Here is a 22635-nt window from a genome sequence, read left to right on the forward strand (position 1 = left end):
TAATGCCATAAATCACTGAAATGGAATAAAAATGAATAAAAGTTTAATAACCAATTTGCTAGCGGGTATATTTGTTGTTCTCGGCTTTATATTTGATCAGGCAATTGTGCTGTCGGTTGGTTTATTTGCACTCTCTGGAGCAGTGACTAATTTATTAGCTATTCATATGCTGTTCGAAAAAGTACCTTTTTTATATGGTTCGGGAGTAATCGCGTTAAAGTTTCAAAGCTTTAAAGTAGCAATAAGAAACTTAATTTTAACTGAGTTTTTTTCAGAGCAAAAAATTAATAGCTTACTCAGCAAAGCGCAACCTAATATCGACTTTGAACCAATAATAAATAATGTTGATTTAAACCCCGCATTCGACAGTTTACTAGAGGTAATTGAGCAATCTCAGTTTGGCAGCATGCTTGCTATGTTTGGTGGCAGTGCGGCGGTTGAGCCAATGCGTGAAAAATTCATTGAAAAAATGCAACTGTCGCTTGGAGAAATATCTAAAACTGATAACTTTAAAGCCTTAGTTAGTCAAACACTTTCGCAAAGTAATAGTGCTGAAAGCTTACACAATACAGTGCTTAAATTAGTTGATGAGCGCCTTGATGAGCTAACCCCTAAAATGGTTAAAGAGATTATTCAAACCATGATCCGCGAGCACTTAGGTTGGTTAGTTGTATGGGGCGGCGTGTTTGGTGGATTGTTTGGTCTTATTGCCGCAATAATTTAACCACAAATTTAGCATTGAATAATTAAGCAGGTAATTATTACCTGCTTAATAAATATAACTGTAATTAATTATTTAGAGCCGGCCATAATAACCACCGAAGGCATTTTAGCCTTTGCTAAATCGGTAATTGAGGTGCGTGTATCCATATCTATATTTAAAAAACGTGCCGATTTATTAAGACTGTACAGCGAGACAAAATCGCCTACCGATAAATCATTACATAGCAGTTTTTTACTGATGACGGCTTTACTTATACGTAAACTTTTCATTGTGTTGTTAATGGTTAGCCTTTTGTTTGACGCTACCGCCATACATGCTTGCGTACCGGGAGTTGAATCCGCAGCAATAAACTGGGTTGCCATTACGGGTGATGCTATTGAGACTGCACTTAATAGCACACTAGAGTATAAAGTTGCTTTTAGAGTATTCATTATTTAAGCCTCATTATGTGAATGTGCAAGTTCAGTATTGCTCAATTTGAACAAAATACTGTTAACTCAATGATCCCAGTTGTAAGGGCATGTGTACGTAAATTGGCTTATCGTTTAGGTGTTTGAAAGCATACTTAAATTAAGTGTATTTTTTGACACACTTTTATTTTTCCTGCTGACATATTTTTTCAGACTGTTATTATCGCCCCCTAATTTTTAGTGTTTAATTAAAAGGAGCCACTGTGAGTAAAACGCTAGCCAGTTATTATCAGCAGGCGTATGCATGCGACCAACAGCACTTTAACCAATGTTTTTATTGTGGCTGTGAAGCGACAGAGCGCGACCATTGTCCGCCATTACACATGCTACAAAGCATTATTGACCTGGGTGAAGAAGCCGACTTTGTATCAATACCGGCATGTTATGAGTGCTATGCGCTACTACATAACGAAAGGTTAATGACGATAGATGAGCGCTTTACTAAAATGAAAAAAAAGCTTTCTAATAAATACGCTAAACCACTGCGTGTTTATAACATGTGGGAAGAAAGTGAACTGGGTGATATGAGCGACGAGTTTGCGCACAGCATTCAAGCGGGTATGAAACTAGGTAAAGAAGCCGCAGAGCGCTTAGCATTTACTGGCTTTAGTTACGCCACTGAAGAGGCTAAGGTCACAGTGCGGGAAAAAACCAAAGAATTTGACGTAGAAGGCATGTTATTTACTGATTTTAAAGAGGCACTAAGCTACTGCATTACCGACTTAAATGTTGATAAAAGTGATTTTTATAAAATATTGGTTGAAGACTATCAAGGTGATTTTAACAAAGCACTTAGCCAGTATCGTCATCGGCATGACAAAGTAACTGCCGCTAAAGATGGCAACACGTTAATTAAAGATTTTTCAAAGCTGCACAAACAAAACTCTGATTTTGTAACTCGCACTGTTAAGCACTTTATGGAAAAAGATCCAGTGTTAACAACCGAAGGCGCACTAGAGAAACTTTATAACAATTATATAAAAAAGTAATTACAGCAACTCATCTCAATTTATTGGTTTTTGGCCTGTTTTTTTAGCTTTATTAGTTAGCTTTAGCTAAAGTAGCAAAAAAACAGGAGAACCGAATAACATGCAAAAATTTGCTCCCTCATTGTTAGCTATTGGCTTAGCAACTGCACTTGTTGGTTGCCAAGAAAACGGCCCACAAGACGATAAAATAACAATAAACAAAAACCCTTACCCAAGTACTTATAAAGTGGTTGCTACATCAAGCACGCTGATCACTAATGCCACTGTATTAACTGGTACGGGCGAGCGCTTAGATGATACCGATGTATTACTTGTTGATGGTAAAGTACAACAAGTAGGCAAAGATTTAACTGCATCAGCAGATACCACAATTGATGCTCAAGGCAAGTGGGTAACACCGGGTATAATTGACGTTCACTCACATTTAGGTGCATATCCAAGCCCCTCGGTTGAGTCGCATCAAGACGGTAACGAAATGACCAGCCCAAATACAGCAGAAGTATGGGTAGAGCACTCTATTTGGCCACAAGATCCAGGCTTTAACCGTGCTCGCGAAGGCGGTATTACCTCACTACAAATATTACCTGGCTCTGCTAACTTGTTTGGTGGGCGCGGCGTAACACTTAAAAACGTACCAGCGCATACAATGCAAGCAATGAAATTTCCAGATGCGCCGTACGGCTTAAAAATGGCGTGTGGCGAAAACCCAAAACGCGTTTATGGTCGCAAAGGCACGTTACCGTCAACCCGTATGGGGAACATGGCCGGTTACAGAATGGCATGGGCCGAAACTGTAGAATACAAACGCGCGTGGGATAAATACGATAGCGATTATGCAGCGGGTAAAAACCCAGCAGCACCTACCCGCGATATTAAATACGATACATTGCGAGGAGTGTTAGAGGGCGAAGTGCGCATTCATAACCATTGCTATAAAGCAGAAGAAATGGCGATGATGATTGACCTTTCAAAAGAATTTAATTATCACGCGGGTACTTTTCATCATGGTATAGAAGCCTATAAAATTGCCGACATGCTAGCTGCAAACGGTTCATGTGCTGCGCTTTGGCCAGACTGGTGGGGCTTTAAAATGGAAGCCTACGACATGGTACAAGAAAATGTGGCCATTGTTGATGCGGTTAAAAACTCGTGTGCGGTAGTTCATTCTGATTCAGATACGACTATTCAGCGCTTAAACCAAGAGGCCGCTAAGGTAATGTTCCGCGCTAATCAAAATGGTTTTGATATTTCGGAGCAACACGCAATTAAGTGGATCACTGCTAATGCGGCAAAATCACTAGGAATTGATGATAAAACAGGCTCACTCGAAGCGGGTAAACAGGGCGATGTGGTTATTTGGAACCAAAGCCCGTTTAGTGTTTACGCTAAAGCTGAGCAAGTGTTTGTTGATGGTGCAAAAGTTTACGATAGAAACGATAGCACGTATCAGGCAACAAGTGATTTTATGTTAGGTCAACAATAAGGAGCACCCAGAATGAAAAATTTATCACGTTCGTTTTCGCTTTCTCTGGTTGCTGCAGGGTTATTAGCAGCAGGCGCGGTTAATGCGCAGTCACTGGCAATTATTAACGCCACATTACACACCTCAACAGAGCAAGGTGTATTAGAGGGCGCGAGCATTGTAATGACTGATGGCAAAATTTCTGCCATTAATCCAAGCGCTGTAAAAGCCGACAAAATTATTGATGCTAAGGGCCAAATAGTAACGCCTGGCTTTATTGCCAGTATTAACCAATTAGGTTTAGTTGAAGTAGGTGCGGTTGCAGGCTCACGCGATGGCGGCGATGAAAAAGCCGGTATTGATTTTGATGCAAGTTTAGCTTTTAACGGCCACTCGGGGTTAATTCCTTACGCACGTAAAGGCGGAATTACACGCGATGTGATCACCCCACAGGGCGGCGAGAGTATTTTTGCAGGCCTTGCTAGTGTAGTTGATTTAAGTGGTAGTTTTGAAAGCGTACTGCAAAAACAAGTGGCACTAGTGGTTAATTTAGGTGAGCGCCGTAAAGGTTCGCGTGCGTTTACTTTGCAAACGCTTATAAATAAGCTTGAAGAACATCAAACTAAAGCCGGTAAAAAAGCTAAAAAAGATGACAAAAAGCCAACCGCCGAAGATAAAATAATGGCTAAAGTACTTAGCGGTGAAATGCCATTAATCGTTAATGTATCTCGCGCTGCCGATATAGTTGAGCTTATTAAAGTAAAGCAGCAGTTTGGCATTAACTTAGTACTTAATGGTGCGCAAGATGCTGTTGTAGTTAAAGAGCGTTTAGCTAAAGCAGACATTCCAGTGATCATTAGTGCTATGGATAGTTTGCCAGGTAGTTTTGACTCATTAAATGCGAGTTTAAATAATGCAGGATTACTTGAAAAGGCCGGCGTAAAAGTACTGCTAACAGTGGGCGGCGATGCCAGTCATAATGTTTACCAGCTACGTTTTGATGCGGGTAATGCTGTATCGTATGGTATGAGCCAACAAGGTGCGTTAAAAGCAGTTACAGCAAACGTGGCTGATGTATTTGGCATTAATGCAGGCAGCCTAGCAGTAGGTAAAGCGGCCGATGTGGTTATGTGGAGCAATGATCCGTTTGAGCTTAGCAGCCACGTGAGCAAAATGTTTATTAATGGGGTTGAGGTATCTACACAATCTCGCCAAGATAAACTGCGTGACCGTTATACAACTGAGTCAAGTATGCCACGCGCATATACTAAGTAATCAGAAACTAAGCTAAACATCCTATATATTGGAGGTTAAAGCTACTAATAAAAAGGCCGCTATTTTATAAATAGCGGCCTTTTTATTTGTAAAATTTTAGACATAAAAAAGCCGCTTACTTTTGCAAGTAAGCGGCTTTTAAATTCATTTCAATATTATACTAATTTAGCAAGAATATCGTTAAAGGTAGTGCTTGGACGCATCGCTTTAAAAGCAGCATCGTCGTTAGGCTGGAAGTAACCGCCTAAATCTACCGCTGGGCCTTGAGCGTTGTTTAGCTCACTAACAATTTGTTCTTTGTTAGTTTCAAGGTCGCTAGCAATTTGCGTAAACTGCGCTTTAAGTTCGCTGTCGTCATTTTGCTTAGCAAGTTCTTGTGCCCAAAATAAAGATAGGAAGAAATGAGAACCACGGTTATCAATTTCTTTTACTTTACGTGAAGGCGACTTGTTTTCTGCAAGGAAAGTACCAGTTGCTTTATCTAGGGTGTCAGCAAGTACTTGTGCCTTGTTGTTACCCGTCGTTACGCTTAGGTGCTCAAGCGATGCAGCAAGTGCTAAAAATTCACCTAAAGAATCCCAACGTAAGTGGTTTTCTTTTTCGAATTGTTGCACATGCTTAGGTGCAGAACCACCTGCGCCAGTTTCAAATAAGCCACCACCGTTCATAAGTGGAACAATTGACAGCATTTTAGCACTTGTACCCAACTCTAAAATTGGGAATAAATCTGTAAGGTAATCACGTAAAACGTTACCTGTTACAGAAATAGTGTCTTTACCTTCTTTAATACGCGCTAAAGAGAATAAAGTTGCTTCAAGCGGTGCTAAAATTTGAATATCTAGACCAGCTGTATCGTGATCTGGTAGGTATTTATTTACTTTTTTGATTAGCTGCGCATCATGTGCACGGTTTTCGTCTAACCAAAAAATAGCAGGAACGCCCGTTGCGCGTGCACGGTTTACTGCAAGCTTAACCCAATCTTGGATTGGTGCATCTTTAACCTGACACATGCGCCAAATATCACCTTGCTCAACGCTGTGCTCAAGTAAAGTAGTACCGTTTGCATCAACAACACGGATAGAACCGTCTGCTTTAGCTTCAAACGTTTTGTCGTGTGAACCGTATTCTTCAGCTTTTTGCGCCATAAGGCCAACGTTTGGAACGCTACCCATAGTTGTTGGATCAAACGCACCATTTTCTTTACAAAAATCAATAGTTGCTTGGTAAATACCTGAGTAACAACGATCTGGAATTACAAAGCTAGTGTCTTGTAATTTACCATCGTTATTCCACATTTGACCGCTTGAACGAATTGCAGCAGGCATAGATGCATCGATGATCACGTCACTTGGTACGTGTAAGTTTGTAATACCACGGTCAGAATCAACCATAGCAATAGCAGGGCGGTTAGCGTAAACAGCTTGAATGTCTGCTTCAATTTCTTCGCGCTTAGCGTCATCTAATGTTTGAATTTTAGAGTACACATCGCCTAAACCATTATTTACATCAACACCTAGCTCTTCAAAAAGTTTGCCATGCTTAGTAAATACATCTTTGTAGAATACTTTTACAGCGTGACCAAAAATAATTGGGTCAGATACTTTCATCATTGTCGCTTTCATATGCAGCGAGAATAATACGCCTTTTTCTTTAGCAGCATCAATTTCGGCAGCTAAGAAAGCTTGCAGTTTAGCAGCGCTAATGCTTGATGCATCAATAACTTCGCCAGCTAAAAGCGGTGTGCTTTGTTTAAGCACAGTAACGTCGCCGTTAGTTGCAACATGTTCAATACGCACATCAGTGGCTGTATCAACAGTTACTGATTGCTCAGAACCAAAAAAGTCGCCTTCGCTCATGCTAGCAACGTAAGATTCAGAATCTTTGCTCCACGCACCCATTGAATGCGGGTTGTTACGTGCATATTCTTTTACAGAACCAGGTGCACGACGATCTGAGTTACCTTCACGTAGTACTGGGTTTACTGCACTGCCTTTAATTTTGTCGTACGCAGCTTGAATTGCTTTTTCTTCATCGTTTTTAGGCTCAACAGGGTATTCTGGAAGTGCATAACCTTTAGCTTGAAGCTCTTTAATTACCGCGCGAAGCTGTGGTACAGAGGCGCTGATGTTTGGTAATTTAATAATGTTAGCTTCTGGTGTTTTAGCCAGTTCGCCAAGTTCAGCCAGTGCATCGTTAATACGTTGTTCTGGTGTTAAATAATCAGGGAAGCTTGCAATTACACGACCTGCTAATGAAATATCGCGAGTTTCAACTTCAACACCTGCCGCATTTGTATATGCTTGGATGATAGGTAGCAACGAATAAGTTGCGAGTGCCGGAGCTTCGTCCGTTTTTGTATAGATAATTTTTGATGTCATCATCATTCCTAGATAGTTGGCCATAACGACCATATTCAACAATGCAAAGAAATCATTGCCACCAGTATTGGTAATACATTAAAGCGTTAATAATGGAGCAACGAGCAGTCAGTTAGGTGTTTATTGCCCTATATTTATATAAAGCAAAATAGTCACACCTGACCAGCTAGTACCGTATTTATAACTAAACATTTAATAAAAATAAATTAGCCTTTAGGCTAGCGTTAATACGTTATTTTTAGGGTAAAGAGTGTAACAAGCTTGGTTTAAAAGGGCTAGTTTTTGCAAGCACCATCCAAGTAGTTATACCAATTGAATTAAAAACATTGATCGTTCTAACGGACTAAAGTTTCATAATGGCATTAAAATTTTCATATAGAATAACTATACATTTAAATTTATGCTTAATTATTAAGCTTTTTTACTTGTCGCTATAGTAAATGCCAATTTTATTAAAAATATGAGCATGCTTGCGTATTAAATGACTTATTGGTTACTTTTAAAATAACTAAGTTAAAACAATGGGATACATTGTTTAACCCTATTGTTAAGCCATTTGTTTTGCGCCGAAATTACTCATTAATTTAATGTTATTGGTATATTCGCGTATTTAATACAAATTGATATTTAACATTCAATACAGAAAATATTGGGGTAGATAAAATAAATTCAAGGAAAAGGGTTGAATTTGCAGATAATGAGGCTATTAATACAGAAGAAGAGATGATAAAAAAGATGTTGAAGGAATTAAGCGAGGATCTAAGCAGGTCACTCGCTTTAGTAGAACAAAATAACAGTCACTCAATAATATCACCGTTAGGCGCTATATTTTTAGCATGTAAGCCTTTAGGGCCTTGTTCTAATTCGAATGTTACATCTTGACCAGCTTTAAGTGTTTTATAGCCGTCCATTACAATTGTTGAGTAATGAGCGAAAATATCATTCTCGCAGCCGTCTTCTACGATGAAACCGAAACCTTTGGCATTATTGAACCATTTGACTTTACCACAAGCCATACTTCTACATCCTTCTATAAGTTCACTAATTTAGTTAATCTAAACTGTATAATTTGCTAGACTGACTAAGGTTTAATCAATCTATGTTTGACTGTAGTTTATTTAGCCAGTCAGTCAAGTGTTTTGATCTATTTATTAACATTTTATTTATTTTTTTATTCAAGTTTGCTTGAGTTACAAAGACAAGACTATATTTAATTATGAGTGGTATGAAAGATTCAGGTGTTATAGACATCGTTCGCGACAAGGAAAAGCAAAAGCTGCAACCACCGCGAAAATATAAAGTTGTTTTAAATAACGACGATTACACGCCGATGGATTTTGTGATTGAGGTCCTGATGACGTTTTTTAATATGGATAGCGATAGAGCAACCGACGTGATGCTGCAAATTCATCAACAAGGGAAGGGGATCTGTGGCGTATTTAGCTCAGATGTAGCCCATACAAAAGCTGAACAAGTTAACCGATATTCAAGGGATAACGAGCATCCACTGCTATGTAGTTGTGAGCAGGAATAAATACCAAACGAATGATCTTTCGTTCGATTGTAATGGTATAAAATTATTATCTCTGTAAGGGGTTGCCAATGCTAAATAAAGATTTAGAACTTACTTTGAACAGCGCGTTTCGCGAAGCGCGTACACGTCGTCATGAGTTTATGACGGTAGAACACCTTTTACTTGCGCTTTTGGACAATCCATCTGCTGGGGAAGCGCTAAGTGCCTGTGCAGTAAATGTTGCAGAGTTAAAAACTGAACTCCTTGAGTTTATTAACGAAACCACGCCGGTTATTCCAGATTTAGAAGAAGAGCGTGAAACTCAGCCAACACTTGGTTTTCAACGTGTATTGCAACGTGCTGTTTTTCATGTGCAATCATCGGGTAAAAACGAAGTGACAGGCGTAAACGTGCTGGTGGCTATTTTTTCTGAGCAAGAAAGCCAAGCAGTCTATTTACTTAAAAAACACGACATATCACGTCTCGATATTGTTAATTTTATTTCGCATGGCATTGCCAAAGGCGATGATGAATTAGGCGATGACACCGACGATATTCACGAAGATGTACAAGAAGTGCAAAGCGAAGAAGCAAGCAAGCTCGACAGCTTTACCACTAACCTAAACGTACAAGCGCTCGAAGGCCACATTGACCCATTAATAGGGCGCGATAGTGAAGTAGAGCGTACTGTACAGGTGCTGTGTCGTCGTAAAAAGAACAACCCACTATTAGTAGGCGAAGCAGGTGTTGGTAAAACAGCAATTGCAGAAGGCTTAGCGTATCGTATTGTAAATAAGCAAGTACCCGAAGTAATTGCCGATGCAGTTGTTTACTCGCTTGATATGGGCGCATTATTGGCAGGTACTAAGTACCGTGGCGATTTTGAAAAACGCTTTAAAAGCTTACTAAAAGAGTTGCAAGCACAACCGGGTTCTATTTTATTTATTGATGAAATTCATACCATTATTGGTGCCGGCGCGGCATCGGGTGGAGTTATGGATGCATCAAACTTACTTAAGCCGCTACTCTCTAGTGGGCAATTACGCTGTATGGGTTCGACAACTTATAACGAGTACAAAAATATTTTTGAGAAAGACCGTGCTTTGGTACGTCGCTTTCAAAAAATTGATGTGCTTGAGCCGAGTGTTGCCGATACCACTAAAATATTAAATGGTTTAAAAGAGCGTTACGAAGCGCACCATGGCATTCGTTATACGCAAAAAGCATTAAAAGCAGCGGCAGAGCTAAGTGCAAAATATATTAATGAACGCCATTTGCCCGACAAAGCAATTGACGTAATTGATGAGGCCGGTGCAAGCCAACGTTTATTGCCTAGCTCTAAACGTAAAAAAACCATTGGCGTTGCCGATATAGAAAACATTGTGGCTAAAATGGCGCGTATTCCACCGCAAAGTGTGTCATCTAGCGACAAAGAAACGCTAAAAAACTTAGACCGCAATTTAAAAATGTTGGTGTTTGGGCAAGATCAATCTATTGATGCGCTTACATCAGCTATTCGCTTATCGCGCTCTGGTTTAGCCAACGAAGAAAAACCGGTAGGGTCGTTCTTATTTGCAGGCCCAACAGGGGTAGGCAAAACAGAGGTAACTAAACAGCTAGCTAAATGTATGGGTGTTGAGTTTATTCGCTTTGATATGTCGGAGTACGTAGAGCGCCATGCAATAAGTCGACTAATTGGTGCGCCACCAGGTTATGTTGGTTTTGAGCAAGGTGGGTTACTCACTGAAGCGGTAATTAAAAACCCGCATGCGGTAGTACTGTTAGATGAGATTGAAAAAGCGCACTCAGATATTTACAACATATTGCTGCAAGTAATGGATCACGGTACATTAACTGATAATAACGGCCGCAAAGCCGATTTTAGAAATGTAGTCGTGGTAATGACCACCAATGCGGGCGTGCAAGAAACAACGCGTGCGTCAATTGGTTTTAGCGAGCAAGACCATACGCACGATGCAATGGGTGAAATTAATAAAGTATTTTCACCAGAATTTAGAAACCGCTTAGATAACATTATTTGGTTTAATCACCTTGATAAAGACGTTATTTTACTTGTGGTTGATAAGTTTATTGTGGAGCTTCAGGCGCAACTGGATAAAAAGTCAGTTAATCTTGAGCTAAGTGCTAAAGCACGGGAATGGTTGGCTGACAAAGGTTACGATAAAGCGATGGGGGCACGTCCTATGGCACGTATTATCCAAGATCAGCTTAAAAAACCATTAGCCAACGAAATACTCTTTGGTGAACTTGTTGAAGGCGGTACGGTTAAAGTATCGGTTAAAGATAAAAAAATTCGCTTTGATTATCAAAGTGATTTAACACCAGCTTAGTTTAATATGCGCTAAATGAGTTAAATAAAAAGGCCTGCTTTTAAAAAGCAGGCCTTTTTTTGTAATGTTTTATAGACAACAAAAAACCCAGCAAGGCTGGGTTTTTTGTTTATTAAATGTAATTGCTAGTTAATATCCATCAATTACATTTAATAAACGCTTAAAGCTAGTGAAACACTAGCCAAAAACTAAATCTCGTTTACGCACTTACTTAGCGAGCACGGAATACGATACGACCTTTCGATAAATCGTAAGGAGTCATTTCTACCGTTACTTTATCGCCGGTTAAAATACGGATATAGTTTTTGCGCATTTTGCCTGAAATATGAGCCACAACTACGTGACCATTTTCTAGCTCAACTCGGAACATTGTATTTGGTAAAGTATCAAGGACTGTCCCTTGCATTTCGATTACGTCTTCTTTCGCCATGTTTAGCGTAACACCTCTTTAATAGTTAAACGCTGCAGATTCTGCCCAAAATACGCCAATAAGTAAAGGCGCAGCGGCTATTTTTGCAAATTAAATAGTCAACCACTGGTCTTTGACTTGTTTTTGCGCCGGTAAAAATTGCGTTTTGTAGTTCATTTTAGGACATTCGTCTATTTGGTAGCCCAAGTACACGTAGTGCTTATTTTGTGCTTTAGCAAATATTAGCTGCTGTAAAATCATCACAGTACCCAAACTATACTGCTCATAGTCGGGGTCAAAAAAAGTATAAATAGCTGAAATAGCCTTGTCCATACAATCAGTTACGGCAACTGCAACTAAATTATCTTGATCCCAAAGTTCTATAAAAGTGATGTTTAACCAACTGCATAATAAAAAACTCTGAAACTGTGTTTTATCAGGAGGATACATACTACCGTCTTGATGGCGCAAACTAATATATTTACTGTACAGCGCGTAGTATTGCGGGCGCTCTTGGTTAGAATATTTAACTTCAAAGCGTGTTTTTGCTTTGTTTAGTTTACGTTTGTGCGATTTTGTCTCAATAAACTCTTGTGCTAATACACGTACAGAGCTACATGCGCTGCAAGTTGGACAGTGCGGGCGGTAAATTTGGTTACCGCTGCGACGAAAACCTAACACCAGCAAAGACTCAAATTTATCGCTGCTGTAGCAACTTGGATCAAGAATGACCAATAACTGCTCTTGGCGGTTGGGTAAATAACTACAAGCAAACTCTTGGCTTAAACCAGCGCGTGCAGGAATATGTTCATTCATAAATAGCGTTAAGCTCCTGTGGTATCCACATAGCAGGGTCTACTTTATAATTTTGCGCTGCGTGTAGTTTAGCTAAAAATGCAGGGCGTGAGATCACTGTCGCCCCTAATGACATTAAATAGGGGTTTTCGAGCTGACAATCAATAAAATGCGCGTTATGGCGCTTAAGCCAATTAACCAACGCCCACATAGCCAGCTTAGAGCAGTTTGTTTGATGATGAAACATCGACTCGCCACAAAAAACACCATTTTGCATAATGCCATATAAGCCACCTGCAAGCTCTCCCTCGCGCCACACTTCTACACTATGAGCAATGCCTGCGTTATGGGCGTTAATGTACGCAGTGAGCATGTCAGAGGTTATCCACGTACCATCGGTATCAATGCGTTGCTCGCAGCATGCTTCAATCACTTCAATAAAGGCATTATTTATAGTAACGGTGACCGGGTGCTTTTTTAAATGCTTGCGCAGGCTTTTACTAATATGAAAATTATCGAGCTCTACAATGCCGCGCTCACTGGGCGACCACCACATTATTGGCTCGTCTTCGCTAAACCACGGAAATATACCATTATTATAAGCGTTACTTAGCCGCGCTAAACTTAAATCGCCACCAATAGCGAGTAAACCGTCGGGGGAGTCGAGAGCGCACTCTATAGGTGGAAATGCTATATCGGTATTACTTAGCTGGTACAGCTGCTTTTTCATACAATACTTCAATAAAAACGAATAACAAAAGTGTAACTATAATTTAGACATAAAAAAAGGCTGATTTATCAGCCTTTTTCACTAAACACTTAACAGCTTATAGATTATCTAAAAAGCGCTCAGCATCTAATGCTGCCATACAACCTGTTCCGGCTGAAGTAATTGCTTGGCGGTAAATATGATCCGACACATCACCAGCGGCAAATACGCCTGGTACGCTAGTTTGTGTAGCGTTGCCATTAAGGCCCGACTCAACAATTATATAGCCGTCTTTCATCTCTAGTTGGCCAACAAACATATCGGTATTTGGCTTATGGCCAATAGCAATAAATACGCCCGCTAGGTCTAACTCTTCGGTTGCATCAGAGTTTGCATCTTTAATACGCACACCGGTAACGCCCATTTGGTCACCTAATACTTCGTCAAGCGTACGGTTGTAATGCATTACCACATTACCGTTTGCTGCTTTTTCAGCAAGGCGGTCGGCTAGTATTTTTTCACTACGGAAACTATCACGACGGTGAATTACATGCACTTCATCGGCAATGTTAGATAAGTAAAGCGCTTCTTCAACAGCTGTGTTACCGCCGCCAACAACCGCTACTTTTTGTCCTTTATAGAAAAAACCATCACAGGTCGCACACGCAGATACGCCACGGCCTTGAAAATTTGTTTCTGACTCTAAGCCTAGGTACTTAGCAGACGCGCCTGTTGCAATGATTAGTGCGTCACAGGTGTAAGTGCCTTGGTCGCCAGTTAAAGTGAAAGGGCGTTTAGACACGTCTACTTTATTTATGTGATCAAATATAATTTCAGTTTCAAAGCGCTCAGCATGCTCTTTCATACGATCCATTAACGCAGGACCAGTTAAGCCATGCGCATCGCCAGGCCAGTTTTCTACTTCGGTAGTGGTGGTTAATTGGCCACCTTGTTGCATACCAGTAATTAATACTGGGTTTAAATTTGCGCGGGCTGCGTAAACTGCGGCAGTGTAACCAGCGGGGCCTGAGCCTAAAATAAGTAACTTACAATGTTTTGCTTCAGTCATGGTTTTTTCCTAAACGTTTAATTCACTCTGTAATGCGCTCGATTCTAAGAAAAACAAGCAGGAAGTAAACAAAATCCGTGATTAATTTTTTTAACAAATTTTAAAGCTGTGCAATATTGTGTACTTAAAATGGAGTAATTTATGTCTAATAAGTAAAATTAGTTCAATAAACAGACTAATACGCAACAAAACTGCGTTAATTCATGACCGGTTTGATTTTTTTTGATATGTTTTACCTAATTTTGATTTGTCACTGAAAGATTATGTGACCTAAGTGAATAGGCAACTATGTTATTTTGGCAGGAAAAACCCGCATTTGGGTTGACTTCAAAAGACCTTAACGTCTTAACCAATGCGCAAGAGTACCGTACGCAATTGCTACGTTTAATTGCCAACGCAAAAAAACGAATTTATATAACCACGCTTTATTTACAAGATGATGAAGCCGGACGTGAAGTTTTAGAGGCACTGCACCAGGTGTCATTAGCTAACCCAGCGCTTGAAATAAAAGTGCTGGTAGATTTTCATCGCGCGCAACGTGGCCTTATTGGTGCCGAAAAATCTGAGGGGAATGCCAGTTTATATTGTGATTACCTCGAAAAGTTTCAATCGAACGTGCAGGTATACGGCGTACCAGTAAAAGCGAAAGAGTTATTTGGCGTATTGCATTTAAAAGGTTTTGTGATTGACGACACCTTGCTTTATAGCGGCGCGAGTATAAATAATGTGTATTTAGAGTATAACGACCGTTATCGCCTCGATCGTTACTTTTTAGTTACGCAAAACGCGTTATGCGATGCTGTAATAGACTTTATTGAAACAACATTACTTAGCTCAAATGCAGTGCCGCGTATTGATAGCCGCCCGCTGCCAAAGCTTAATGACTTTAGATTAGATCAAAAGCAATTAATGCGTGATTTAAAAACAGCAAGGTATAACAGCGCCGAGCTGCATAATACTCAGTCCTTAGGTATTCGTTTGTTTTTAGGATTAGGGCGACGCAATAACGAACTTAATCGTTTAATTAAAACCATGTTTGACGCCACCGAGCAAGAGCTAGTGTTGTACACGCCTTACTTTAATTTTCCGGCGCCATTAATGCGCTCATTACGCCGCTTATTAAAACAAGGTAAGCAAGTCACTATTGTAGTAGGCGATAAAACGGCTAACGACTTTTATGTACCGCCTAGCGAGCCATTTAGTAAAATAGGCGCGTTGCCGTATTTATACGAAACTATTTTGCATAAATTTGTTAAAACGCAAAAACGCCATATTGATAACGGTAATTTAAACGTTTATTTATGGAAGCACGACAGTAATTCGTTTCATTTAAAAGGCATTTGTTCAGACAGAAAAGTACATTTACTCAGTGGTCATAACCTTAACCCGCGGGCGTGGGGACTAGATGTTGAAAATGGTATTTTAATTGAAGATCCACAGCAAACAATAATGCAAGATATTGACAACGAAAAGCGAGAAATTCTGCAGCACTGTCGCCGTTTAACTGGCCCAGATGATTTAGAAACCATGGACGATTATCCGCAAGCGGTTAAAAAGTTACTTGGCCAAGCAAAACGTGTAAAAGTAGATTTTATAATTAAACGTTTTATATAAGCTTATAAATTTAAAATCTATACAACAAAAAAGCAGCTAATAGCTGCTTTTTTTGTTTGCACTAATGTTTACTCTAAAGCACTCAAGTAAGTTAATGCTTGAGTGCTTTACGCTAAATTAAACGTTTTCTAGCGCAGTACGAGGATCAACATATTCCATGTTAAACGCCTCAGCTACTTCTTTGTAAGTTACTTGGCCTTTTATTACGTTTAAGCCTTTTAAGAAGTGAGCGTCGTCAAGCAATGCCTTTTTATAACCTTTGTTTGCAAGGTTAATAATAAACGGCAAGGTTGCATTGTTAAGTGCAAACGTAGAAGTACGTGGCACAGCGCCCGGCATATTAGCAACACAATAGTGAACAACGTCATCAACAATGAACGTAGGATCAGCATGGGTAGTTGCTTTAGAGGTGGCAATACAGCCACCTTGGTCAATGGCAACGTCAACAATTGCAGAGCCTGGTTTCATGGCTTTAATGTGCGCAGCAGTTACTAGTTTAGGTGCAGCTGCACCTGGAATAAGTACACCACCAATTACTAAATCGGCCTCTAGTACGTGTTTTTCAAGTGCGTCGGCAGTTGAGTAAATAGCGCGTACTTTGTTGCCAAACTGTGCGTCTAGTGCGCGTAATACATCAATGTTACGATCAAGTATTACTACGTTTGCACCTAAACCAACCGCCATAAGGGCAGCGCTACGGCCAACCATACCGCCGCCAATAATAACTACTTTAGCTGGCTCAACGCCCGGTACGCCACCAAGTAACATACCACTGCCTTTATTTATTTTTTCAAGTGCTTGTGCGCCCGCTTGAATAGACATACGACCTGCTACTTCACTCATAGGTGCTAAAAGAGGAAGGCCACCGCGAGAGTCTGTGACTGTTTCGTATGCAATACAAATTGCTTTGCTTTTAACTAGGTCTTCAGTTTGTGGTAAGTCAGGGGCAAGGTGTAAGTAAGTGAAAAGAATTTGATCTTCGCGCAGCATGGCACGCTCAATCGCTTGTGGCTCTTTTACTTTAATTATCATCTCGGCTTTTGCGAATACATCAGCAGGTGTTGCTAAAATTTCAGCACCGGCTTGTACGTAATCGTCGTTAGTAAAGCCAATGCCCATACCCGCATCTGTTTCCACTAATACTTGGTGGCCGTGATTAACGAGCTCACGAACACTAGCAGGAACCATACCTACGCGGTATTCATGGTTTTTAATTTCTTTAGGTACACCTATAATCATAATTTTGCCTTGTTAGAACGGGATAAGTTTTTTCACTATTATATTCATGAGTTGCTAGTGTGTCTTACCTTTTTTTTAACATATTATAGTGATAATATCTGTTTTTGGCTTTTAAACAGAATAATAAACTAGGTGAGTATGCATACACTATTAGATAGAATAGATCGCAAAATATTAGTGGAATTACAACAGGATGGGCGGTTATCTAATGTGGAACTGGCCCGACGAGTTGGCTTAAGTGCGACACCTTGTTTAGAGCGTGTAAAAAAGTTGGAGCGAGAAGGTTATATACTTGGTTACAAGGCTGTGGTTGATCCGGCTAAGCTTGGCCAAGGTTTATCGGTATACGTTGAGGTAACTATTACTAAAACATCGGCAGATGTATTTGACGAATTTAGTGCTGCAGTTAAAAAGCATAACGAAATAATAGAGTGCCATTTAGTATCGGGTAATTTTGACTTTTTACTTAAAACGCGGGTAAACGACATGTCAGAATATCGAGGAGTACTGGGCGATATACTCTTAAAGTTACCCAATGTTAGCGAAAGTCGTACTTATGTAGTAATGGAAGAAGTAAAAGGCGAGGAAGGCGTAATTATTCGCCCCTATGTTGCTTAAGCTGATTTACAATATGTGTGTTATTTATAGGCTAATATAGTAATTTATAATTAGTTTCGCACAATATGAGTTTAAATTATAAAAACTTGTTCATAATCAGGCCATCAAGGTTAAGATAAAGTGCAACAAAATACATTTCCTGCTAAGGTATTCCACTGCTAAGTGAGTGTAAAAATAATAAAGAGGAATAGGGAATTATGCGCCTAAACGGTGTGCAAAGGCTATTAGAAACAGGGCTGATAATCAGCACTTTTACAGCAATATTTATTTTATGTGCCTTAATCAGCTTTGATCCGGCGGATGCTGCATGGTCGCAAACTAGCTTTAGCGAAGTAAAAAACATTACTGGCGCTGCGGGTGCATGGATTGCTGACATATTATTACTCACTTTTGGCTGGTTGGCTTATTTAGTACCGGCCGCAATTCAGATATTTGGTTATTTACTATTTAAACAACCGCACCGAATTTTACAACTCGACTACACCACCTTAGCATTGCGTGTTATTGGTTTTGCTTTATTTATTACCTCAGCTACCGCTATTAGCAGCATTAATTTTGATGATATTTATAACTTTTCATCAGGCGGGGTAGTGGGCGATGTGATTGAATCGGCAATGATGCCTGCATTTAACTTTACCGGTACTTCAATACTATTATTGTGCTTCTTTTTTGCCGGTTTAACATTATTAACGGGCGTATCGTGGGTAGATTTTGTTGATTATTTAGGTGATTTAATCGTTCGTTTTTATCGTTACATTAGCAATTATGTAAAAGGCTGGCTAAACCGAGAGCGTTTAGCGGGTAATGATAACCAGCAAATAGACGCACAATTTGAACCAGACGCCAACGAGCAAGCCGATGAAACAAATACCAAAAAAGTAAATAAACAAAAATCAATTAACAAACCGCAAACGCCATTTAATGAGCCGCAAATTAGCGACGAATTTATGCCGTTTGACGAGCTAGACGACATTCTCGATCAAGAAATTGGCTTTAGCGCCATAGATGACGATCCAATGGATACAGAAGCTGCACTTAATGCACTTGATCAGAGCCCAGTAGTAGAGCCAGAAAAGCCTGTAACTACGGTAGTATCGCCAGCAAGGCCAATGAACAAGCCAAAAGCTGCGTATCAGCCGCCGCCAACAGCCAAAGAAAAATTTGAACAATTACTTAATCAAGAGCCGCCACTAGGGCCATTACCATCGCTTGATTTACTCGACAGACCCGACAAAGCTAAAAACCCTATTTCGCAAGAAGAGCTCGATACAGTATCGCGACTAGTAGAGACAAAACTGCTCGACTTTAACGTACAAGCAAAGGTTGTAGCAGTATACCCAGGGCCAGTTGTTACACGCTTTGAGCTAGATTTGGCACCCGGTATAAAGGTGTCTAAAATTACCGGTTTAGCAAAAGATTTAGCCCGTTCGCTTTCGGCAATTAGTGTACGTGTGGTTGAGGTTATTCCGGGTAAAACCTATGTAGGCATAGAGCTGCCTAACAAGTATCGCGAAATAGTGCGTTTATCAGAAGTAATAAACGCCCCTAAATTTGAGCAAAACCCATCGCCACTCACTATGGTATTAGGTAAAGATATTGCTGGGGAGCCGGTATGTGCCGACCTTGGTAAAATGCCACATTTACTGGTAGCCGGTACTACAGGCTCGGGTAAATCAGTGGGCGTTAATGTGATGATAGTAAGCTTACTGTACAAATCGGGGCCTGACGATGTACGTATGATCATGATTGACCCTAAAATGCTTGAACTTTCGGTATACGAAGGTATTCCGCATTTATTGTGTGAAGTAGTTACCGACATGAAAGAAGCCGCTAATGCACTGCGTTGGTGTGTGGGCGAAATGGAGCGTCGTTATAAGCTAATGTCGGCTTTGGGTGTACGTAACTTAAAAGGTTACAACCAAAAAGTGCTTGAAGCCAAAGAAGCGGGCTATCCAATAATGGACCCATTATTTAAAGACACCGATGGCATGAAAGATGGCCCAGATGAGCTTGGAAAACTACCTAGTATAGTGGTAGTAATTGACGAATTTGCCGACATGATGATGATTGTAGGTAAAAAGGTAGAAGAGCTAATTGCCCGTATTGCGCAAAAAGCACGTGCCGCAGGTATTCATTTAATACTGGCAACACAGCGCCCATCGGTAGACGTAATTACCGGTTTAATTAAAGCAAATATACCAACGCGTATGGCGTTTCAGGTATCGAGTAAAATAGATTCGCGCACTATACTTGACCAACAAGGTGCCGAAAATTTACTAGGTATGGGTGATATGTTGTATTTACCGCCAGGTACAAGTGTTCCTGAGCGTGTGCATGGCGCGTTTGTAGACGACCACGAAGTACACGCAGTAGTAAACGACTGGAAAGCCCGTGCTAAACCAAATTACATAGACGAAATACTTAATGGCGACGCGAACGAGGATATTTTATTACCGGGTGAAGCCAGCGAAAACGCAGATGAAGAAAACGATCCGCTATACGACGAAGCCGTGTCGTTTGTAATTGAAACCGGTAAAGTATCGGTGTCGTCTGTGCAACGTAAATTACGTGTTGGCTATAACCGCGCAGCACGCTTAGTAGAACAAATGGAAACATCGGGTATCGTGAGTTCAGCTGGCCACAATGGCGCTCGCGATGTATTAGTACCTAATGGAGCAAATTAATGAAAAAACTTAACACCTTATTATTAGTACTTGGCAGCTTAGTTGCTACGCCAAGCTTTGCAGACGACAGCCAAGCATTACAAGATCAACTCGCAACGCTAAAAAGCTTTAAAGCGCAGTTCTCGCAAAAAGTAACAGACAAACAAGGCCAAGCAGTAATGCAAGGCGAGGGCACGATTGCCCTGCAACAACCTATGATGATCCGCTGGCAGCAAACCAATCCAGACGATACATTATTTGTATCTAATGGGGATAAAACATATTACTTCGACAGTTTTGCCGAGCAAGTAACTATTATGCAAACTAGCAGCCTTATAGATTCAACGCCGTTTGTGTTACTTACTTCAAAAGACCCAGCGCAGTGGGAAAAATACAGCGTACTGGCTACAAATAGCGGCTTTAGCGTAACGCCAAATAAAGGCGTAGAAAGCCAAGTAGAGCAGCTAGATATAACCTTTGCTGGTAACGAGCAAGGTTTGGCTAAATTAGTGGTAACCGATAATTCAGGGCAGTTATCGTCGTTTACTTTTAATGATGCACAAGTTAATACGCCGCTTGATAAAAGCACCTTTGAATTTACGCCTCCTGAAGGTGTTGAAATAGACGATCAGAGTAACGGTGAGTAACTTAGGATTTAACTTTGGGCCCGATGTACGCCCACTCGCAGCGCGTATGCGCCCAACAACGCTTGATGAATACATTGGCCAGCAGCACTTACTCAGCGCCGATAAACCACTGCATCAGGCAATTGTTGCAGGGCGCTGCCATAGTTTAATATTGTGGGGCCCGCCGGGCGTAGGTAAAACAACGCTCGCGCAAATAATTGCTAATCATGCCGATGCTGCGCTTATTCAAATGTCGGCAGTTACTGCAGGCGTTAAAGACATTCGCGACAGCGTTACGCAGGCGCGCGAAAACCTACAAAGCCGTGGCCAACGCACCTTAATGTTTGTTGACGAAGTACACCGTTTTAATAAATCTCAGCAAGATGCATTTTTACCGCATATAGAAGACGGTACGTTTATATTTGTAGGTGCAACCACCGAAAACCCATCATTTGCACTTAACAACGCTATTTTGTCGCGGGCGCGTGTGTATGTTTTAAAATCGCTTGCCGATACCGATCTATACACAGTAATAGATCGTGCACTCAAACAAGACGAACAATTAAGCCAAAAGCACATAGTAATTGCCGACAACGCTAAAAAAGCACTGTGCCAAGCAAGTGGTGGCGATGCGCGCAAAGTACTTAACTTACTTGAGCAAGCGGTTGATTTAACCACAGAGCAAAACGGCCAATACAAGGTAGACGAGCACGTACTTAGCCAAGTGCTGCCCACACATTTAGCTAAATACGACAAAGGCGGCGATGAGTTTTACGACTTAATATCGGCCTTTCATAAATCAGTACGTGGCAGCTCTCCCGATGGCGCGCTGTATTGGTATTGCCGTATTTTAGCCGGTGGGGGTGACCCATTATATGTAGCAAGGCGCTTACTTGCTATAGCCACAGAAGACATTGGCAACGCCGATCCGCGCGCTATGGAAGTGGCGCTAAACGCATGGGATATTTTTCAGCGAGTAGGCCCAAGCGAAGGCGAACGTGCAATTGCACAAGCCACACTTTATTTAGCCAGCGCACCTAAAAGTAATGCGGTGTATATGGCGTTTAATCAAGCCAAGGCCGATGCCGAAAACGAGCCTAGTTATCCCGTGCCCGAGCATTTACGCAATGCGCCAACCAACTTAATGAAAGACTTGGGGTATGGCGCTGAGTATCGTTATGCGCACAACGAAGAAGGCGCTTTTGCTGCCGGAGAGAAGTATTTACCACCAGAAATGCAAGGTAGGGAGTATTACTTACCGAGCGATCGTGGCCTTGAGCAAAAAATTAAGCAAAAGCTCGATTACCTAAAAGAGCGCGACGCGCAAAGCCCACTTAAACGATACGAAAATGATTAAACTTTATATGATGATCGCCCTTGGCGGAGCCTCAGGAGCGTGTTTACGGTTTTTTATTAGCGAAAGCATGCTAAAACTCCTCGGTAGGGGATTCCCTTTTGGCACGTTGGCGGTTAATATTCTGGGTTCATTGTTGATGGGCATTTTGTACGGTTTACTAGATAAAGATATAATCGCCGAAAGCCCTGCTAAAGCCCTGATCGGGGTTGGCTTTTTAGGTGCGTTAACCACCTTTTCAACATTTTCAATGGATTCGCTGTTGTTGTTACAACAAGGTCACTTTATTAAAATGGCCCTCAATATCATCTTAAACGTGATGGTGTGTATTTTTATGGCTTGGCTGGGCCTTCAGCTAGTAATGCAAAAAGGTTAAA

The 22635-nt window shown here is 40.8% G+C and carries 20 protein-coding genes; 12 read left to right on the forward strand and 8 right to left on the reverse strand.

The annotated features are described in order from the left end of the window. Positions 1-31: 31 nt before the first annotated feature. Positions 32-724, forward strand: a complete 693-nt coding sequence (locus H5079_RS03520) for a DUF445 domain-containing protein (protein WP_182683449.1) — start codon at positions 32-34, stop codon at positions 722-724. A 68-nt stretch (positions 725-792) separates the two neighbouring features. On the opposite strand, the gene H5079_RS03525 is transcribed toward H5079_RS03520, so the two are convergent. Further along, positions 793-1155, reverse strand: a complete 363-nt coding sequence (locus H5079_RS03525) for a DUF3718 domain-containing protein (RefSeq protein ID WP_089368374.1) — start codon at positions 1153-1155, stop codon at positions 793-795. A gap of 242 nt (positions 1156-1397) precedes the next feature. On the opposite strand from H5079_RS03525, the gene H5079_RS03530 reads away from it, so the two are divergent. The 3 genes from H5079_RS03530 (at position 1398) to H5079_RS03540 (ending at position 4920) form a co-directional block, all read left to right on the forward strand. Then, positions 1398-2183: a hypothetical protein gene (locus H5079_RS03530; protein ID WP_011328406.1), complete on the forward strand. Its 786-nt coding sequence runs from the start codon at positions 1398-1400 to the stop codon at positions 2181-2183. 100 nt (positions 2184-2283) lie between these two features. Next, a complete protein-coding gene (locus H5079_RS03535) occupies positions 2284-3666 on the forward strand; it encodes an amidohydrolase (protein ID WP_011328405.1) in 1383 nt (460 codons plus the stop codon). Between the two features lie 12 nt (positions 3667-3678). After that, complete coding sequence (locus H5079_RS03540) at positions 3679-4920, forward strand: amidohydrolase family protein (protein WP_182683450.1); 1242 nt, start codon at positions 3679-3681, stop codon at positions 4918-4920. Between the two features lie 155 nt (positions 4921-5075). On the opposite strand, the gene H5079_RS03545 is transcribed toward H5079_RS03540, so the two are convergent. Beyond that, entirely contained in the window at positions 5076-7298 is a 2223-nt protein-coding gene (locus tag H5079_RS03545; RefSeq protein ID WP_058373546.1) for an NADP-dependent isocitrate dehydrogenase, read from the reverse strand. Between the two features lie 797 nt (positions 7299-8095). Continuing rightward, entirely contained in the window at positions 8096-8314 is a 219-nt protein-coding gene (gene cspD, locus H5079_RS03550; protein WP_011328402.1) for a cold shock domain-containing protein CspD, read from the reverse strand. Between the two features lie 209 nt (positions 8315-8523). Here cspD and clpS point away from each other — a divergent pair, with 209 nt between their 5' ends. Then, complete coding sequence (clpS, locus tag H5079_RS03555) at positions 8524-8832, forward strand: ATP-dependent Clp protease adapter ClpS (RefSeq protein ID WP_011328401.1); 309 nt, start codon at positions 8524-8526, stop codon at positions 8830-8832. A gap of 68 nt (positions 8833-8900) precedes the next feature. Further along, on the forward strand, positions 8901-11162 hold the full coding sequence (clpA, locus tag H5079_RS03560) for an ATP-dependent Clp protease ATP-binding subunit ClpA (protein ID WP_182683451.1): 2262 nt from the start codon (positions 8901-8903) through the stop codon (positions 11160-11162). A gap of 211 nt (positions 11163-11373) precedes the next feature. Here clpA and infA read toward each other — a convergent pair whose 3' ends face one another. The 4 genes from infA to trxB all read right to left on the reverse strand — a co-directional run bounded on the left by infA (position 11374) and on the right by trxB (position 14144). After that, a complete protein-coding gene (gene infA / locus H5079_RS03565; protein WP_002962494.1) occupies positions 11374-11592 on the reverse strand; it encodes a translation initiation factor IF-1 in 219 nt (72 codons plus the stop codon). 90 nt (positions 11593-11682) lie between these two features. Then, positions 11683-12387, reverse strand: coding sequence for an arginyltransferase (locus tag H5079_RS03570; RefSeq protein WP_182683452.1), 705 nt, complete (start codon positions 12385-12387; stop codon positions 11683-11685). Further along, complete coding sequence (gene aat / locus H5079_RS03575; RefSeq protein WP_182683453.1) at positions 12380-13096, reverse strand: leucyl/phenylalanyl-tRNA--protein transferase; 717 nt, start codon at positions 13094-13096, stop codon at positions 12380-12382. Before aat ends, H5079_RS03570 begins: the two co-directional genes overlap by 8 nt. Before the next feature lie 97 nt (positions 13097-13193). Next, positions 13194-14144: a thioredoxin-disulfide reductase gene (trxB, locus tag H5079_RS03580; protein WP_011328397.1), complete on the reverse strand. Its 951-nt coding sequence runs from the start codon at positions 14142-14144 to the stop codon at positions 13194-13196. A 288-nt stretch (positions 14145-14432) separates the two neighbouring features. On the opposite strand from trxB, the gene pssA reads away from it, so the two are divergent. Continuing rightward, a complete protein-coding gene (gene pssA / locus H5079_RS03585; RefSeq protein WP_182683454.1) occupies positions 14433-15758 on the forward strand; it encodes a CDP-diacylglycerol--serine O-phosphatidyltransferase in 1326 nt (441 codons plus the stop codon). 117 nt (positions 15759-15875) lie between these two features. Here the strand turns inward: pssA and ald are convergent, their stop codons facing one another. Then, positions 15876-16997, reverse strand: coding sequence for an alanine dehydrogenase (ald, locus tag H5079_RS03590; protein WP_179807343.1), 1122 nt, complete (start codon positions 16995-16997; stop codon positions 15876-15878). 138 nt (positions 16998-17135) lie between these two features. On the opposite strand from ald, the gene lrp reads away from it, so the two are divergent. The 5 genes from lrp (at position 17136) to crcB (ending at position 22634) form a co-directional block, all read left to right on the forward strand. Further along, positions 17136-17615: a leucine-responsive transcriptional regulator Lrp gene (lrp, locus tag H5079_RS03595; RefSeq protein ID WP_011328394.1), complete on the forward strand. Its 480-nt coding sequence runs from the start codon at positions 17136-17138 to the stop codon at positions 17613-17615. Between the two features lie 197 nt (positions 17616-17812). After that, positions 17813-20299, forward strand: a complete 2487-nt coding sequence (locus tag H5079_RS03600; protein WP_011328393.1) for a DNA translocase FtsK — start codon at positions 17813-17815, stop codon at positions 20297-20299. Then, complete coding sequence (gene lolA, locus H5079_RS03605; RefSeq protein ID WP_089368369.1) at positions 20299-20925, forward strand: outer membrane lipoprotein chaperone LolA; 627 nt, start codon at positions 20299-20301, stop codon at positions 20923-20925. Before H5079_RS03600 ends, lolA begins: the two co-directional genes overlap by 1 nt. Further along, positions 20918-22261, forward strand: coding sequence for a replication-associated recombination protein A (locus H5079_RS03610; RefSeq protein ID WP_182683455.1), 1344 nt, complete (start codon positions 20918-20920; stop codon positions 22259-22261). The genes lolA and H5079_RS03610 overlap by 8 nt, the downstream gene beginning before the upstream one ends. Next, complete coding sequence (crcB, locus tag H5079_RS03615; RefSeq protein ID WP_041454454.1) at positions 22254-22634, forward strand: fluoride efflux transporter CrcB; 381 nt, start codon at positions 22254-22256, stop codon at positions 22632-22634. Before H5079_RS03610 ends, crcB begins: the two co-directional genes overlap by 8 nt. Position 22635: the final 1 nt, after the last annotated feature.

Origin of the sequence: Pseudoalteromonas sp. SG44-5 (genome assembly GCF_014164175.1) — a bacterium.
Lineage (GTDB): Bacteria > Pseudomonadota > Gammaproteobacteria > Enterobacterales > Alteromonadaceae > Pseudoalteromonas > Pseudoalteromonas nigrifaciens.

Excerpts from the sequence above, each read along its gene's own strand:
- pssA (WP_182683454.1), top strand. The coding sequence starts at position 14,433 with ATGTTATTTTGGCAGGAAAAACCCGCATTTGGGTTGACTTCAAAAGAC.
- cspD (WP_011328402.1), bottom strand. The coding sequence starts at position 8,314 with ATGGCTTGTGGTAAAGTCAAATGGTTCAATAATGCCAAAGGTTTCGGT.
- crcB (WP_041454454.1), top strand. The coding sequence starts at position 22,254 with ATGATTAAACTTTATATGATGATCGCCCTTGGCGGAGCCTCAGGAGCG.
- lrp (WP_011328394.1), top strand. The coding sequence starts at position 17,136 with ATGCATACACTATTAGATAGAATAGATCGCAAAATATTAGTGGAATTA.
- H5079_RS03540 (WP_182683450.1), top strand. The coding sequence starts at position 3,679 with ATGAAAAATTTATCACGTTCGTTTTCGCTTTCTCTGGTTGCTGCAGGG.
- H5079_RS03545 (WP_058373546.1), bottom strand. The coding sequence starts at position 7,298 with ATGACATCAAAAATTATCTATACAAAAACGGACGAAGCTCCGGCACTC.
- trxB (WP_011328397.1), bottom strand. The coding sequence starts at position 14,144 with ATGACTGAAGCAAAACATTGTAAGTTACTTATTTTAGGCTCAGGCCCC.
- H5079_RS03525 (WP_089368374.1), bottom strand. The coding sequence starts at position 1,155 with ATGAATACTCTAAAAGCAACTTTATACTCTAGTGTGCTATTAAGTGCA.
- H5079_RS03520 (WP_182683449.1), top strand. The coding sequence starts at position 32 with ATGAATAAAAGTTTAATAACCAATTTGCTAGCGGGTATATTTGTTGTT.
- aat (WP_182683453.1), bottom strand. The coding sequence starts at position 13,096 with ATGAAAAAGCAGCTGTACCAGCTAAGTAATACCGATATAGCATTTCCA.
- H5079_RS03600 (WP_011328393.1), top strand. The coding sequence starts at position 17,813 with ATGCGCCTAAACGGTGTGCAAAGGCTATTAGAAACAGGGCTGATAATC.
- lolA (WP_089368369.1), top strand. The coding sequence starts at position 20,299 with ATGAAAAAACTTAACACCTTATTATTAGTACTTGGCAGCTTAGTTGCT.
- infA (WP_002962494.1), bottom strand. The coding sequence starts at position 11,592 with ATGGCGAAAGAAGACGTAATCGAAATGCAAGGGACAGTCCTTGATACT.
- clpA (WP_182683451.1), top strand. The coding sequence starts at position 8,901 with ATGCTAAATAAAGATTTAGAACTTACTTTGAACAGCGCGTTTCGCGAA.
- H5079_RS03535 (WP_011328405.1), top strand. The coding sequence starts at position 2,284 with ATGCAAAAATTTGCTCCCTCATTGTTAGCTATTGGCTTAGCAACTGCA.
- clpS (WP_011328401.1), top strand. The coding sequence starts at position 8,524 with ATGAAAGATTCAGGTGTTATAGACATCGTTCGCGACAAGGAAAAGCAA.
- ald (WP_179807343.1), bottom strand. The coding sequence starts at position 16,997 with ATGATTATAGGTGTACCTAAAGAAATTAAAAACCATGAATACCGCGTA.
- H5079_RS03570 (WP_182683452.1), bottom strand. The coding sequence starts at position 12,387 with ATGAATGAACATATTCCTGCACGCGCTGGTTTAAGCCAAGAGTTTGCT.